The sequence below is a fragment of the Flavobacterium sp. MDT1-60 genome (assembly GCF_014844035.1).
Classification (GTDB): Bacteria; Bacteroidota; Bacteroidia; order Flavobacteriales; family Flavobacteriaceae; genus Flavobacterium.
Map to the genome: position 1 here is coordinate 848,404 of NZ_CP062159.1, position 17,047 is coordinate 865,450.

General features: G+C 35.2%; 10 protein-coding genes. 4 read left to right on the plus strand and 6 right to left on the minus strand.

Annotated features, from left to right (window positions below):
* Nucleotides 1-16 precede the first annotated feature (16 nt).
* Nucleotides 17-1,408: an IS4 family transposase gene (locus IHE43_RS03520; RefSeq protein ID WP_225585084.1), complete on the minus strand. Its 1,392-nt coding sequence runs from the start codon at nt 1,406-1,408 to the stop codon at nt 17-19.
* Nucleotides 1,409-1,608: 200 nt separating this feature from the next.
* Here IHE43_RS03520 and IHE43_RS03525 point away from each other — a divergent pair, with 200 nt between their 5' ends.
* Nucleotides 1,609-5,460 (plus strand): T9SS sorting signal type C domain-containing protein, encoded by a 3,852-nt coding sequence (locus IHE43_RS03525; RefSeq protein WP_225585360.1) that lies wholly within the window; start codon nt 1,609-1,611, stop codon nt 5,458-5,460.
* 473 nt (nt 5,461-5,933) lie between these two features.
* Nucleotides 5,934-9,245 (plus strand): T9SS sorting signal type C domain-containing protein, encoded by a 3,312-nt coding sequence (locus IHE43_RS03530; protein ID WP_192186707.1) that lies wholly within the window; start codon nt 5,934-5,936, stop codon nt 9,243-9,245.
* A gap of 206 nt (nt 9,246-9,451) precedes the next feature.
* Here the strand turns inward: IHE43_RS03530 and IHE43_RS03535 are convergent, their stop codons facing one another.
* Complete coding sequence (locus IHE43_RS03535) at nt 9,452-9,628, minus strand: hypothetical protein (protein ID WP_192186708.1); 177 nt, start codon at nt 9,626-9,628, stop codon at nt 9,452-9,454.
* Between the two features lie 30 nt (nt 9,629-9,658).
* Between IHE43_RS03535 and IHE43_RS03540 the strand changes: the two genes are divergently transcribed.
* Entirely contained in the window at nt 9,659-12,424 is a 2,766-nt protein-coding gene (locus tag IHE43_RS03540) for a hypothetical protein (protein ID WP_192186709.1), read from the plus strand.
* Between the two features lie 14 nt (nt 12,425-12,438).
* Entirely contained in the window at nt 12,439-13,176 is a 738-nt protein-coding gene (locus tag IHE43_RS03545) for a T9SS sorting signal type C domain-containing protein (RefSeq protein ID WP_192186710.1), read from the plus strand.
* Between the two features lie 61 nt (nt 13,177-13,237).
* Here IHE43_RS03545 and IHE43_RS03550 read toward each other — a convergent pair whose 3' ends face one another.
* From IHE43_RS03550 to IHE43_RS03565, 4 genes are all read right to left on the minus strand, one after another.
* The gene (locus IHE43_RS03550; protein WP_192186711.1) at nt 13,238-14,104 is read right to left on the minus strand and encodes a cupin-like domain-containing protein; all 867 of its coding nucleotides are present in this window, start codon (nt 14,102-14,104) and stop codon (nt 13,238-13,240) included.
* 81 nt (nt 14,105-14,185) lie between these two features.
* Nucleotides 14,186-15,274, minus strand: a complete 1,089-nt coding sequence (gene bioB / locus IHE43_RS03555; RefSeq protein ID WP_192186712.1) for a biotin synthase BioB — start codon at nt 15,272-15,274, stop codon at nt 14,186-14,188.
* Between the two features lie 171 nt (nt 15,275-15,445).
* Entirely contained in the window at nt 15,446-15,883 is a 438-nt protein-coding gene (locus tag IHE43_RS03560; RefSeq protein WP_192186713.1) for a hypothetical protein, read from the minus strand.
* Between the two features lie 117 nt (nt 15,884-16,000).
* The gene (locus IHE43_RS03565; RefSeq protein ID WP_192186714.1) at nt 16,001-16,930 is read right to left on the minus strand and encodes a bifunctional riboflavin kinase/FAD synthetase; all 930 of its coding nucleotides are present in this window, start codon (nt 16,928-16,930) and stop codon (nt 16,001-16,003) included.
* Nucleotides 16,931-17,047: the final 117 nt, after the last annotated feature.

Genomic DNA, 17,047 nt, shown 5'->3' on the forward strand with positions numbered 1-17,047 from the left:
AAGAGACGCATAAGGCCTACCGTCTGGACACATCTCTAAAGAGTATCCAACCTTGCATGACTGAATTGAATTTTTGCAGGCCAATCCAAAAGGTTGTGATGCCTGGTTTTCTTTCTGAAAGATAACCTTTCCATCCTCCTAATCTAGCAATAGCCCATATATATCGTTTCAAATCTGACGATTTATATGGGTTTTTTAGTTTTTCTGTTTTACCCTCTAATTGTGTGATTTGCAATTCTAAACATTCCATTTCTTGCTCTGAAAAACAGCTTCTGGGTTCAGTCTCTTCTTCGCAGCCATAGGCGATTTGCATAATAAAGAGCTTTATAATAGTCTCCAGCATCAAAAGACATAGTTTACGAACTGCTTTGCCTTGGGATAATTCGCTAGCTTCTATGTTGAAGCCCTCTTTCTTTAAAATTCTAAATACTTCTTCGATAGTCCACCTGTAGGTATACCATTGGATACAAAGTAATGCAGTTTGCAGATCTTCAACTTTCTTTGTCGTTAGTAATCTCCAAAGTATTGGGTTTTCAATGTTTTCTCCAACCTCTTTTGCCTCAATAGCGTAAAGCTTGATTTTATCAGGAAGATGTTTACCTGAATATTGATGTTTGCCTATTGTTATTTCTGAAAAGCGTACTTCTATAGTAGCTGTTCTTTTCTGGATATTTCTCCTTTTGTCTCCTTCTAGTTCAATTGTGTACATCCCTTGAAGCGGCTGAGAACTTAGATGATCGAAAAGTTTGATTTTATTACCCAACAATCGATTAAATCGGGATCTAATCAATAAATGTGTTTTACTGTCTGGGACAAGGCAAAATTGTTCAAAAATATCTCCCTCTCTGTCCTGAATAATGATTATTTCTTTTGCTTTACTTAGTCTTTTCTTAGTTTCAAGAGAAGAATCGATCCATCTGTAAGACTCTTTTTCTTCAATGGGTATACGATTGTGAGTATTGGTCTTCATTTTAGGTGGCAGTTCATGACTTCTATTCCATATTTTCACATCTGAAAAACCATATGGCATTAAAGTATCTGCATCTATGATAAAACTCGGATGAATAAAAAAGCCAAGTCCACCAACAGAAGCATTGGTCAGTCCAATTGACTCATCCTTTTTGATCCTGTTTCTGTGATTATAAAGGTTTATTTCACTACTGTCCTGAATACACAAAACAGATTTATCTTCAACGCAGCTTACACAATTAAGAGACATGTTCTTTATAATATCAGCCTCACTGACATTATCATTTTGCAAAAATCGGTAAATCGCTTTGGCTTCAGCGTCACTTTCTGCTAATTGTCTTATCGAATAAATACTATTAGCAAACAAGCGATTGAGAATAGAATTACCTCTATTCAACAATCGCTTGTCTTTTAAATTTTCAAAATATCTAGTCTGCACTTTTTCTCAAATATAATTAAAAAAATATTTGTGTCCAGACGGTAGCGCATAAGGCGTCTCTTTTTTTTGCACTATTTTGAAAAATCTATATTCGTAAACTAAATCTAAATATCACTAAAAGTGGGTATTGTGCTTTTTGATAAAGCCACTTAAATTACGGTTAATTCTTATAATTTAATAGTAACCTGATATTTTCGATTTTGATTAAACATTTAATTTTTTCATTGGTTTTACTGAATTGCATTAGTAGAACAGAAGTTTACGCACAACAAGGAAAGGTAGACGCAACTTTTAATACGCTTGATGATGGTTTAATAGGTGATGGTTTTGATAATACAGTTCGGAGTTTAACTTTACAGACCGATCAAAATTTAATTGTCGGTGGTGATTATTTAAATCTTAACGGAATTCCGTCTTCGCATCTAACTCGTTTAAAACCTGACGGATCTATAGACGAAACTTTTAACACAGGAAATGGTTTCAATGGCAAAGTATATGCTACTTATGTTCAGCCTGATGGTAAAATTATAGTGGGAGGTAGTTTGACCTCTTTTAATGGAATTAGTTGCGGAAGATTGGTTCGTTTAAATTCTGATGGCTCATACGATGTTTCGTTTGATGCTTCAATTGCCGCTACAACAGGAATTATTTATGAAATTTCTCCGCAATCTGATGGGAAAATTATAATTGTAGGGAGTTTTACAAGATACAATAATGCTACGCTCAATCGGGTCGCCCGTATTCTTTCAAATGGTTCTTTGGATCCTTCTTTTATTACAGGCTCCGGTTCTTCATCAAATATTACAAATGCCAGTGTTTTATCAGATGGGAAAATTTTGCTGACCGGGAATTTTACTTCTTTTAATGGGATTCAAAGCAATAAAATTGTTCGTTTATATAGTGATGGACGTGTCGATACGAGTTTTAATATCGGTACTGGTTTTGACGACGATGTAAGTGCTATGGCAGTTCAGTCTGATGGTAAAATTGTTTTAGGGGGGAAATTCACTAATTATAATGGAGTTCTTGCCAATAGAATTATTCGATTAAATAATGACGGGAGCATTGACGACAGTTTTTTATCCGGTTCTGGTCTAAGTGCAGGTGCTGTTCAGAAAATTAAAATTGACACTTTTGGGAATATTATGATTGGTGGTTCTTTTACAGGTTTTTATAATGGTAATGATGTCAACAGAGTTTGTCTTTTAAATTCTAATGGCATATTAAAAACAGATGTAGATTTTGGTTCCGGACCTGCTTCAGCATCGGTTTTGGCATTGGCAAATGATCTGGAAGGTTCCTGGTATATTGGAGGTTCATTTTCGGTTTTTGATGGACTGAATCAGGGAAGATTAGCAAAGATTAATCCGGAAGGAGAATACGATACCGGGTATTTGGCAGCAGGAATTGGTTTTGATAATTCGGTTTTAAAGGTTTTATCACTGGAGAATAAAAAAACAATGGTGTTTGGTAATTTTAAAAAATTTAATGGTGTTTTTGTTTCCAGAATTGCCCGTCTTTTAGAGGAAGGATTAATAGATCCTGATTTTAATGCTGGACAATTAGGGGCCAATAATTTAATTAAAACGGGAGTATTACAATCAGATGGAAAAATCATTTGCGGAGGAAATTTTACGAAATACAATGAAACACTTACCAATAGGATATTTCGAGTTTTACCTGATGGGGCAGTTGACGATACTTTTAGCATAGGTACAGGTTTTAATAGTCAGGTTTATGCAATGGCTATTCAATCTGATCAAAGAATCCTTGTTGGAGGAAATTTTACCCGTTATAATGATACTCCTGTAAACAGATTAATTCGATTATTGCCTAATGGTTCACGTGATACAAGTTTTAATGTTGGTCTTGGAGCCGATGCAATTATCGAAGCTATCTTAATTCAGCCCGACAAGAAAATTTTGGTTGGGGGTCATTTTTCTAATTTTAACGGTCAGTCAATTTCGCGTTTAGTTCGATTAAATGCTGACGGAAGTATCGATTCAGGTTTTAATGTCGGAAACGGGTTTGATAAATACGTATATGCAATGGCATTGCAATCAGATGGGAAAATTATCATAGGAGGAAGTTTTCTCAATTATAATGGATCTTCACAAAAACGTATAGTTCGATTAAACACTAATGGAAGTCTGGATGCTACTTTTGAATCAGGTTCCGGTTTTAGTAAAGGCGATGTCAGAAGCATTTTGGTGCAGCCCGATGATCGAATTTTAGTTGGAGGTACTTTTTCCGGAACATACAAAAACTATACTTCTATGCGACTTTTGCGTTTATTGAAATCGGGTGATTTTGATGTCTCTTTTGAGGCTCGTCTCAACAACAAACTTTATACGATGAGTTTTACAGCAAATCAGCGGCTGATGATTGGCGGAGATTTTAATTCGGTTTCAGGTATATCCAAACATCGGATTGCCAGATTGAAACTTTGTCTGGAAGCCACAGTCTGGGATGGTAGCAATTGGTCAAATGGTTTTCCATCTGGCGGAAAAGAGGTGTTTTTTAAAGAAGATTATCCTTCTTTAACCTCAGCGAATGTATGCAGTTGTAGTATTGATTATGGAAAAATAGTTACGCTTTTAAGTGGTAATACTTTAGGCATAGAGTTTTCTTATTTGGGTTTTGGAACATTAGTTTTAGAAGATACGGCAAATTTATATCAGTCGGATGATGAAATGATTAATACGGGAATACTGCATCTTAAAAGGAAGACCTCACCAATTCTTAAATCTGATTATACCTATTGGTCATCTCCCATAAATAACCAAAAATTATTTGATGTTTCCCCTAATACTGCATCGGATAATTATTATTCTTTTTTTAATTATGCTTGGCAAAGAGAAAGTTCTTCTAATAATATGATTGTGGGTAAAGGATATATTATTCAGGGACCCAAAAACTTTTCTCCAACTATTCCTGAAAAATATGAGGCTGTTTTTAAGGGAATCCCTAATAATGGAATAATTAATGTAAATGTTGGGTCTGCAAACATCTATAATTTGGTTGGCAATCCTTATCCGTCTACGCTAGACGCTGATGCCTTTTTAAATGTAAATAAAAAAAATATTAAGGGCACTCTTTATTTCTGGACACATAATACCCCTTATGCTAATAATAAATACACACAAAATGATTATGCCGTTTATAACAGGCTTGGTGGTGTTGGTACAAGGGCAGCGCTGGCATCAGGAATTAATGAAACGGTTCCCGATGGAAAAATCGCTTCAGGACAGGCTTTTTTTGTGGGCAGTTTAAGTGAAGGAACTATTGAATTTAATAATAGTATGAGGATTACCGAAAAAAACTCCATTTTTTTTAAGCCAGAAAAGATAAATGATGTAAGTAGTAAAAATGTTTTCGGAAGACATCGTATATGGTTGAATTTAAAGAACTCGGCAGGTATTTTTAAACAGATTTTAATAGGATATATTGAAGGGGCAACGAATTTATATGATAGTAATTATGATGCAGAATCATTTAATGCTAACCAGTTTGTAGATTTTTATAGCGTTCTTGGGACTAAAAAATTAACAATTCAGGGCAGGGCTTTGCCATTTGTAGAAACAGATTCGATTCCGTTAGGTTATTCCAGTACAATAGATGGTGAATTCAGCATTAGTATTGATCATAAAGATGGGATATTTGAAAACACGTCTGTTTTTATAGAAGATAAAGATTTGAAAATCATCCATAATCTGAAAGAAGGACCTTATTTATTTGTAACTCAAAAAGGAACTTTTAATGATCGTTTTTATTTAAAATTTGTGAATGAAAATTTAAAAACAGATACCTGGACAGCACAAGCAAATAAAATTATAGTTTCTGCAAACAAAAAGAACATACTTATAAATGCCAATCAAAATAATATTAAGGATGTTATAATTTTCGACGTTGCAGGGAAACAAATTTATAGAAAAAATGAGGTTAAAAATACCAAATTCCTTATTGAAAATCTATCTTCAAAAAATCAAATTTTATTGATAAAAGTAGGGTTAGAAAATGGATATTACACAACTCATAAAATTGTATTTTAATCCTATTTTTCTTCTTATTCAAAAGTCATTTCTGTCTAAAAGAAATGACTTTTTTTTGAAATAAATTTTACTTAAAACCCTCTTGCCTGACGTTTTTTTTCTGGTTAAAATTAATTTTAACATAATTTTTTTTCAAATCATCATATTTTTTGGTTAAAAATTGAAAAATGTGTATTTCATTTATCAGGTGAGTTACATTTTTTAAATGTTGAATTACATAAAAAAAAAATATATATGAGAAATAACTTAAAATAATAAAATCAATATTTTTCAGTGTAAATATAAGTCTCTGATTTAGATTTAGTTAGTTGAAAATTGTAAATTGTTTAGGGTGTTTTAGGGGGGAAATGTGGTTGAATAAAACAGTTCAAAAGTCCTCTAAAGTAGATGCTCAAAAAAGCAAGTTTTCTTAGCGCTTTTTTAGAAATAATTTATTTCAAAAAACTTATTGTCAAATTTAAATTTTACATGAGATGGACAAAAAACTACTTTTGATTTTTTTAATGTTATTTTGCTTTGGATTTTCAAATGGAGCGACTATAACAAGTACAGGAACGGGGAATTGGACTTCTTCAACCTCATGGATTGGCGGCGTTTTGCCTACAGCAAACGATGATGTAATTATAGGTACGGGATCATCTATAACGCTTAGTACCAATGTTTCTCTAAAATCTTTAACAATAAATGGTACCTTATTTGCTTCTGGAGACCCTATAGTAACAACTCCGGCAGGGAATGTATTAATTGTGACGATTAATGGCTTATTGGATTTTAATACGAATCAAAGTTCTATTAGTTTTCCGGCCGGGACAATTGTAGATATCAATCCCCCAGGAAAAATTGATGACACAGGAGCAGGATGTTCAAATCAGGTTGCAATCTTTATTGGTACAGTAAAATTTGCAGTTTGTGTGGGTAGTGGAAATGCTGAATATACTTTTACCCAACTTAATAATTTAGGTGGAACTTTACAATCAAATCCTTCTAGTAATACGCCGGTTTGTGAAGGAAGTACCCTTAACTTTACTGCAGCAAAGGATGGTGCAGACGGTACTTCACTAAATTGGCATTGGTCTATAAAACCTCCCGGCGCTGCGTCTTTTACAACTTATCCTGATAAACAAAATGTAGTCTCTTTTACAAATGCTGTACCAGGATCTTATGAAGCGAATCTTACTTATACGACTACTTATGGAGGATCTCTTTATACTAGTTCTAAAACTATTTTTGCAACGGTTAATGTTAGGCCTACTGCTCCGACAATAGCTGCAAACGGACCAACATCATTTTGTGCGGGTAGTAATGTTACCCTGACTTCCGGTAGCGGTTCAGGTTATTTATGGTCAACCGGAGCAACGACACAAAGTATAGTGGCGACAACATCAGGAAATTATTCTGTTCAGGTAACAAATGCATTTGGTTGTCAAAGTCTTGCATCTGTTCCGGCTACAGTTACTGTTAATGCGAAACCTGCTACTCCAACAATAGCTGCAAATGGGCCAACAACATTTTGTAGTGGTGGTGATGTTACATTGACTTCTACTATTGGATCAGGTTATTTATGGTCAACTGGTGCAACCACACAAAGTATAGTAGTGACAACATCAGGAAATTATTCTGTTCAGGTAACAAATGCATTTGGTTGTCAAAGTCTTGTGTCTGCCCCAACTACAGTTACTGTTAATGCGAAACCCGCTACTCCAACAATAGCTGCAAATGGACCAACGACCTTTTGTAGTGGCGGTGATGTTACATTGACTTCTACTATTGGATCAGGTTATTTATGGTCAACTGGTGCAACCACACAAAGTATAGTAGTGACAACATCAGGAAATTATTCTGTTCAGGTAACAAATGCATTTGGTTGTCAAAGTCTTGTGTCTGCCCCAACTACAGTTACAGTCAGATCTTTATTAGCTACACCAAATGTTGTAACTGTCATACAGCCAACTTGTGTTATGGCAACAGGTAGTATAGAGTTAAGCGGATTAAACGCTGCAGTAAATGGGCAAATCGCACAAGGTGGTACATTCATTCAAACGTATTCAGTTTCAAACTCTAGTTTTACAATTTCTAATTTAGCTCCGGGAACATACTTTTTTACATTACAAGATGGTGTAAATTGCTCTTCGTCACCAACTATAAATATTGTGATAACCTCTCCTGATATAAATAGTTGGGATGGTGTAGCATGGTCAAAAGGGAGCGAACCAATATTTTCTGATATTATAGAATTTGCTGCAGATTATCAATCAGTTGGAGATTTAAACGGTTGTTCATGTAAAGTAAATGCAGGAAAAGTGGTGACAATAAGTTCAGGTCATACGTTATTTGTTGACAATGGAGTAACAGTCGAATCTGCAACTGGTGCTAAACTAATATTTGAAAATAGTGCAAGTTTGATACAGAGAAACAATGTTGTTAATACTGGAAGTATTATCTATAAACGAGCGAGTGGTCCAATTCGTCAGGCTGATTTTGTGTATTGGTCAACTCCGGTTAATCCGCAAAAACTAGTCAATGTATCACCATTAACAGAAAGTAACAAGTATTTTAGATTTGATGGAACAGGCTGGGTAATTACGGACAGAAATACAAATATGATTGTTGGTAAGGGATATATAATTCGTGGTCCCGAAACTTACTCTAATGTCACCAGGACTGATTACACTGCTTCTTTTATTGGAGTGCCCAATAATGGAAACGTTACCAGTGAGGCACTGGATAGCGGAAAGAATTACCTTCTTGGAAATCCTTATCCGTCAGCATTAGATGCAGATCAATTTATTACGGATAACCCAATTTTACAGGGAACTTTGTATTTCTGGACGCATAATACACCGGTAACGTTAGGGGGTTATTATAGATATAACGTCGATGATTATGCGAGTTATAATCTGACTGGAGGTGTTACCACCAGAACTCCGGCACTAACGGGAACCACCGCCCCGGGAAACAATAGTGAAGCACCACTTGGCAAAATAGCAGCGGGACAAGGCTTTTTTGCTGGTATAAGCTTACCTGGTACGATAACTTTTACCAATGAAATGCGTTTTGGTGCAAACAATCAGTTTTTTAAACCAGCGAAAACCTCTAAAACAGCGATTGTAGAAAAAAATCGTTTATGGCTTAATCTCACCAATACTGAAGGAGCTTTTAAGCAAACTCTTATTGGATACATTGAAGGTGCAACTAATGAAACTGAAAGAAGATACGATGGTGCTACTTTTAATGCAAATAAATATTTGGATTTTTATAGTGTAAACAATGGGAAGAAACTTTCAATCCAGGGACGTGCTATTCCTTTCTCTAATACCGATACGGTACCACTTGGATATAAAAGTACAATTGCCGGTGATTTTACCATTTCAATAGATAAGGCTGATGGTAAATTAACGAATCAGGTCATTTATTTAGAAGATAAGACAACCAATATAATTCATGATTTAAGAATTAGTAATTACACCTTTAAAACAGAAATAGGAACTTTTGATGATCGCTTTGTATTACGTTACATCGATAAAACTTTAGGAATAGTTGATCTCGAAGATGTTGACCAGATGGTTTTAGTTTCGGTAAAAGAGAAAATTATTAAAGTGACATCAACCAAAGTAAATATTAGCAAAGTATTGATTTTTGATATCACCGGAAAGCTTCTTTATGGAAAAGATAAAGTGGGCGCTACGGAATTGGAGATATCTATTTTAAAATCTGCAAATCAGGTTTTAATTGTAAAAACAACTTTAGAAAATGAATATATAAGCGTGACAAAGATTGTTTTCTAAATAATATATTTTAAAATAAGGTGAAATCCATTCCGTTCTGCGGAATGGATTTTTTTTTAATTCTAAAATAAGTATCGTTTTTAAATTAATACTAAATGTGAAAATGTAGATTTATAACTACATTTTGATATTGTTGTAAAAAAAATCGTACCTTGTTGGTGTTTCCGCTCTGTAAACTACCATAAAAGCCTGCTGTGCTACATTTTTTATTTCTCGCCACAAAATAAAACTAAATGATTTTTTAGTTTTTTATCTGCCATAAGACTAAAGACAAAATACCGATTTGATAAGGAAGAAATATTTTTTGCTTCTTCTTTAATCCGTTTCAGCATACTTCTTTGTATTTCTGTTTCAATTGTGCGGTATTTTAAAAATAATTTCATTTGAGTTTTTAACTATTAAAAATGTCGGGTATGAAAAAATATTTACTTTCACTGTTGATTTTTCTTCCGTTTTTGATGTCCTCTTTTCTTTTCATGAAATTGATTAGAGATAAAGTTTGGTTTAGTAAGCTAAAGTTGATCGTAGCATTGTCGTTGATATCCATGTCTTTATGGGCGCAGCCTCCTCCGCATACTTTTGGATCGGATAGTTCTTTGCTTGTTCCTGCCGGAGTTACACAGATGACTGTTCAGGCATGGGGAGGTGGGGGTGCCGGTGGTGGTGCCTCCGGTGCCGGAACTTTGTCTGGTCGAGGTGGTTCAGGCGGCGGCGGCGGCGCTTATGCCACGGCGTCAATTGCAGTAGTACCGGGAACAACCTTAAGTGTGATTGTTGCTGGCCAAGTTGCCGGAACGACATCTGGTATTGGAGCAACCGGGGGCACTTCAACTATTGCAGGGTTTGAAAATAATATAAAAGCTGTTGGGGGAAGCGGCGGTACTGCCAATACTACCGGAGCAGTTCCTACCGGAGGTGCAGGGGGTATGGCTTCGGCTTCATCAGGTACCACAACAGTCAATGGTAGTAATGGACAAAATGGGGATACGGCAACCTTATTGATAGGTCTTTCCTCCGGATCGGGCGGAAACGGTGGGGTTCCCGGGGGCGGAAACGGAGGTGGCGGTTTAGATGCTTTAATATTTGGAAACAGAGTTGGGAATGCGGGAAGTGCACCAGGTGGTGGTGGTGGTGGTGCGATGCAGTCTGCCGGAGTCGCTACTGCCAGGGCTGGTGGAGCCGGAGCGGCTGGTCAGGTGATTATAAACTATAGCTGTCCAACGTATAATATTACGAGTACAACGGCAGCAAGTGCCTGTACAACAGCCGGAACCTCAACAATTACCCTGACAGGAAGCGCAGCTTCTTTGCCAGTTGGTGTTTATTCAGTTACCTATAATCTTACTAATCCGGTTCAAAATAATTTAAGTATTACAATGACCGTTACAACGGCAGGCGAGGGAACTTTTATATTGTCAGGTTTAACCGCTGTTGGTACAAGAAATATAACAATTACCAAATTAACATCAGGAGCTTGTTTTACTGATATAACTTTAAATAATAGTGCCAATATAGTTACTTCTGCAGTTACAGTTGGTGGAATAATTAGTGGCAGCACCGCAGTTTGCTATGGTTCTACAAGTGGAACACTTTCATTGAGTGGAAATGTTGGTTCCGTTTTGAATTGGGAATCCTCAGTGAGTCCGTTCTCTACCTGGACTCCCATAGTAAATGCGACAACAAGCTATGTTTCAGGATCATTAACGGAAACTACCCGATTTAGAGCCGTAGTACAAAATGGAGGATGTGCGGTAGAAAATTCTGCGGAAATATCAGTAGCTATTAATCCTTTGCCTCAGGGAAGTTTAAGTGCTAATGGACCATTTTGTGGAACAGGTTCTCCACAATTGACTTTTACAGCTACACAAGGTACGGGGCCATATATCATAATTTACAAGGAAAATGGGGGAGCAGATCGTACGACAACAGGAGTGGCAAGTGGTACGCCTTTTGCGCCTTTTACAAGTTCAATAAACAGTTCAACAACTTATACACTGGTTTCTGTGACAGATGTAAACACCTGCTTAAGACCAAATGGATTTACAGGAGGGTTTGCCTCTGTAACTGTTGAAGCAAAACCATCTACTCCAATTTTAGGCACAATTGTACAGCCAACTTGCGTTACTTCAACAGGGAGCATTGTATTAAATGGATTGCTGGCAGCAGTGAATTGGACAATTACCCAAAGCAATGGTACTGTTTTTCAGACTTATTCCGGTTCAGGAACTACTTTTACAGTTCCTAATTTGGCTCCCGGTAATTATACTTTTACAATACATGAAAATGCTAGTTGTATTTCACTACCAACAGTAAACGTTCAGATAAATGCGCCAATTACAAATATTTGGAATGGTGCATCATGGTCAAAAGGGAGTCCTCCAATAAATACAGATGCTATTGAATTTTCTGGAAATTATCAAACAACTGGGGACTTGGCAGGTTGTTCATGTGTTGTTAATTTAGGTGCAAATGTTACTGTGAATTCGGATCATACCTTGACAATTACAAATTTTGTCAGTAATGCCGGAGGGATATTAACATTTGAAAATAATGCAAGTTTGATACAGATTAATAATTCGGTTAATACCGGAAGTATTAATTACAAGCGAACAAGTAAACAAATTCTTCAGGCAGATTTTGTGTATTGGTCAACCCCTGTTAATCCACAAAAACTAGTTGATGTTTCGCAATTTACTGAAAGTGATAAATATTTTAGATTTAATGGAACAAGTTGGGTAGCTACGGACAGAAATACAAATATGACTGTTGGTAAAGGATATATAATTCGTGGCCCTGAAACATACTCTAATACCATTAGAGCCGATTATACTGCTTCTTTTATTGGAGTTCCTAATAATGGAAACGTAACTAGTGAAACACTTGATAGCGGAAAGTATTACCTGCTTGGAAATCCGTACCCATCAGCACTGGATGCAGACCAATTTATAAGGGATAATCCAATTTTACAAGGAACCTTATATTTTTGGACACACAATACACCAGTCATTTTAGGAGGTTATTATCGATATAACGTTAATGATTATGCCAGTTATAATTTAACTGGCCTTGTTGTAACCAAAAAAGCGGCACTAGCTCCAGGATATAATAATCAGGCACCAGATGGTAAAATAGCAGCAGGGCAAGGTTTTTTGCCAGCATTAGCTTACCTGGTACGATAACTTTTACCAATTTAATGCGTTTTGGTTCAAACAATCAGTTTTTTAAACCAGCGAAAACCTCAAAACCAGCGATTGTAGAAAAAAATCGTTTATGGCTTAACCTTTCCAATACTGAAGGAGCTTTTAAGCAAACTCTTATTGGATACATTGGAGGAGCAACCAACGATACAGAGAGAGGATATGATGGTGTTACTTTTGATTCTAATAAATATTTGGATTTTTACAGTTTAAACAACGGAAAAAAATTGGTAATTCAGGGTCGTGCTGTACCTTTTTTGGATACTGATATTGTGCCGTTAGGATATAAAAGTGCCATTGCAGGCGATTTTATTATTTCGATAGATTATGCTGACGGTAATTTACTTAATCAGGCTATTTATTTGGAAGATAAATTAACCAGTTCGATTCATGATTTAAGAAGTACCGATTACACTTTTTCAACTGTGATCGGTACTTTTGATGACCGTTTTGTTTTGCGTTATACTAATAAGTCTTTGGGAACAGTTGATGTTGAAAATGTTGAACAGACACTTTTGGTTTCTGTAAAAGAAAAAATCATTAAAATAACATCAACCAAAGAAAATATGAGCGAAGTGTCTGTTTTTGATATCACTGGAAAATTGTTGTATAATAAAAAGAAAATTGATGCAACAAAGTTGCAAATTTCAAATTTACAATCAGGAAATCAGGTTTTGCTGGTGAAAACAACTTTAGAGAACCGATATACAAGTACAACCAAAATTGTTTTTTAATATTTAAGGTACTAATAAAAAAGCAGTTGAAATCTGAATTTCAACTGCTTTTTTATTGCTGTTAAGCCGATTTCGCTAAATTCTCATGTGTATTCTGAATGGCTTTTTCGTTTTTATAATCAATCCATTTCTGACCTTTAAATTTTCGCATCATAATATCAAAATAACGCATGATGAAAACATTATAGGCAGCTTTTGATAAATTGGTAATGTTTTTTGGAAAAGAGCGTAAACTCATCGAGAATCCCGGAGTTAAATATTTCATATAATGCCAGTATCCTTCGGGCATATACAACATTTCACCATGTTTGAGATTGGTGATATAACCCTCTGCATTTTTTAGGGCAGGAAATTTTTCATAATCAGGATCATCAAAATCAATGTCTTCTCTCGAAATTAAGGCGTGCGGCACTTTATACATATATTTTGACTGATCCGGAGCAAAAATCATACACTGTTTTTCTCCATGAAAATGAAAGTGCAGAATGTTAGAGTAATCAATGTCGAAATGCATAAAAACTTTCGAATTTTCTCCGCCAAAAAATAGCATCGGCATTTGTTTGACCAGTTGTAACCCGATATCAGGCCATAAAAAGTCATCTTTTAACGTTGGGACTTCCTTCATTAAATTATAAAGGAAAATACGGTAGTTGGTAGGCTTTGATTCTAAAAGATTGATGTAATCGCTCATTTTCATTTTAGTATGTGCTTCATTAAAGCCATCTTCATGATTAACGGGTCTATTGTCGTATAAAGGAACGACAGTGTCACCGGCGATTTCATTGATATAGGATAATCTCCATTTATGATAAGCTGGCCAGTCTTCGGTCAGTTCTTCTATAACAACGGGAATTTGTTTTTTGACGTATTGGGAAATAAAATCCCCTTTTGAGATTTTTTTTACCCTTTCGATTTGTTTTAAATTCATCTCTATTAAATAAAAAAATTGCTTATAACGCAGGTTATAAGCAATTTAAAAATATTTGTCGAGATTTATTAACTCTTTTAATTAAATTTTTGATTTGATCGAAGCTTCCAAATTTCTTTCAATAGTATGTCCTGGTCTTGACCATTTTGGTTTTTCTCCTAAAGGAGTAAATTGAGAATCTGCTGCTTCAACTGTTTGAGGTTGCGAAACCTTAACGAAAGGTTTTTGCGGAATCAATCCTAACATTTCAAACATTTTCATGTCTTCGTGTACATCCGGATTTGGAGTTGTAAGTAATTTATCTCCGGCAAAAATAGAATTAGCTCCAGCGAAGAAACACATTGCTTGTCCTTCACGGCTCATATTGGTTCTTCCTGCAGATAAACGAACCTGAGTATCTGGCATTACAATTCTGGTTGTTGCCACCATACGAATCATTTCCCAGATTTCTACTGGTTTTTCTTCTTCCATCGGAGTTCCTTCAACAGCCACCAAAGCATTAATCGGTACTGATTCTGGTTGAGGGTTTAAAGTAGAAAGCGCTACAAGCATTCCGGCTCTGTCTTCAATACTTTCTCCCATCCCGATAATTCCTCCACTACAAACCGTAACATTCGTTTTACGAACATTCTCAATAGTTTGTAAACGGTCTTCAAAACCACGTGTAGAAATTACATCTTTATAATATTCTTCAGAAGTATCTAAATTGTGATTATAAGCATATAATCCTGCTTCTGCCAAACGTTGTGCCTGATTTTCAGTAATCATACCCAATGTACAACAAACTTCCATATCAAGTTTATTAATGGTACGAACCATTTCTAAAACCTGATCGAACTCTTCACCGTCTTTTACGTTTCTCCAGGCAGCTCCCATACAAACACGAGATGATCCGCTTGATTTTGCACGTAAAGCCTGAGCTTTTACCTGACTAACGCTCATTAAGTCATTTCCTTCAACGCCAGTATTGTAACGTGCTGCCTGTGGGCAATAACCACAATCTTCAGGACAGCCTCCGGTTTTGATAGATAGTAAAGTTGATACCTGAACAACGTTCGGATCGTGTTTTGTTCTATGAATTGTGGCTGCTTCATAAAGCAGGTCCATCATAGGTTTGTTATATATGGCGATTATTTCGTCTTTTGTCCAATTGTGTTTTGTAATGCTCATCTATGCAATTTTTTGATGCTTCAAAAGTAGTTAAATTGTTCTAATCAACCAATGTTCCTTTCCGTAAATGAATATTTGACAGCTATTTTCAAAAAAGAAACACTCTAAAATCATAGAATTATACTTTTTCATGATTTTAGAGTGTCTAAATGGTAGATTTATTTAAAAAAATTAATCGGCAGCATATTTATTATTCCAGTACAACATCATCATTAAAGTTACAATTACTGATGATGCAACTCCTTCAAAAAGTAAACAGATACAGTAAGTTGGTACAGATGGATTTCCTCCAAACATAAATGTTTCTGATAAGCTTTGCACATAAGCATCACCGCCTCTTGCATAACTATAAACTAACAATCCAAAAACACTCATGCAGACACCAACCACAGAGGTTGTCATTGCTGACACGGCATTAGATACAAAGTTGGTCTCTCCTTCACGAAGATTCATTTGCATGGTTCTGTTTACACCATAAAATATGAAAAATACATTTAGTGTACGCAGATAAAACAAATCTGCAAGACCTAATAGATTCATCAATAAAAAATAAATGCCTATTCCGAGGAAAATTAAAAAACCGTTGGTAATTTCTTTAGGTAAATTCATAGTGGTTATTTTTTAAGAAGTTAATAGCAAATGATTGAAAAACAGAGTTGTATATCAAATTTACTAAAAAAATAACTACGATGATTTAAAATTGAGGAAAAGTATGTTTGAAAGCTTTTAAACCTGAGAAATAAAAGCCAAAGAGTCAATTTTATCTTGGTTTAATTGCGCTTTCAGTAAATCAACTGAACCAAATTTTTGCTCTTCGCGAAGATAATGTAATAAGGAGACTTCGATTTTTTCGCCATAAATATCAGCATCAAAATCAAAAAGATTTACTTCAATGGTTTGTTTTTCACCGTTTACTGTCGGATTAAAACCAATATTCATCATTCCAAAAAATTCTTTTTGATCGATTAAGGCTTTTACTGCATACACCCCAGTCTTCGGAATTAATTTATAATCTTCTTGAATTTGAATGTTAGCTGTCGGAAAACCAATTGTTCGTCCTAATTGTTTTCCTTTTACAACTTCACCGGTTAAAAAATAATTGTATCCCAGATAATCATTTGCCAAAGTCATATTTCCTTCATTTAAGGCTTTTCTGATTTTGGTAGAACTTACAGAAACATCCTGAATTTCCTGGACAGAAATTTGTTCCACTTCAAAACCATATTCTTTGCCAAAAGCAATTAAATCGTCAATGTTAGCCGTTCTGTTTCTTCCAAAACGATGATCATGCCCGATAATAATTTTCTGAATATGAAATTGATCGACTAAAATAGAATGCACAAATTCTTCAGCAGTTAATCTTGAAAAACTTTCGTTAAAAGGATGAATAACAAGATTCTCAATTCCGGTTGCTTCCAAAAGTTTTGTTTTTTCAGAAATTGTATTTAAGAGTTTAATCTCAGATTTCTCTTGTAAAACCATTCTTGGATGCGGAAAAAATGTAAGAACTAAGCTTTCGTATTTCCCGTTCTCCGTGTTTTGAGTAATTCGTTCCAGAATTTTTTTATGACCGATATGAACACCATCAAAGGTGCCAAGAGTTAAAATAGTTTTCTTGGTCGAATGGAAATCGTTTATAGAATGAAAGAGCTTCAAAACAAATAATTTAAGATGGTGCAAATTTATACTATCTATTTGAAATTTTATGCTACCCACAATTGATTTTTGATCCTATTTTGGTTCTTTTTAGTGAAAAATGGCTAACCGGTCGAC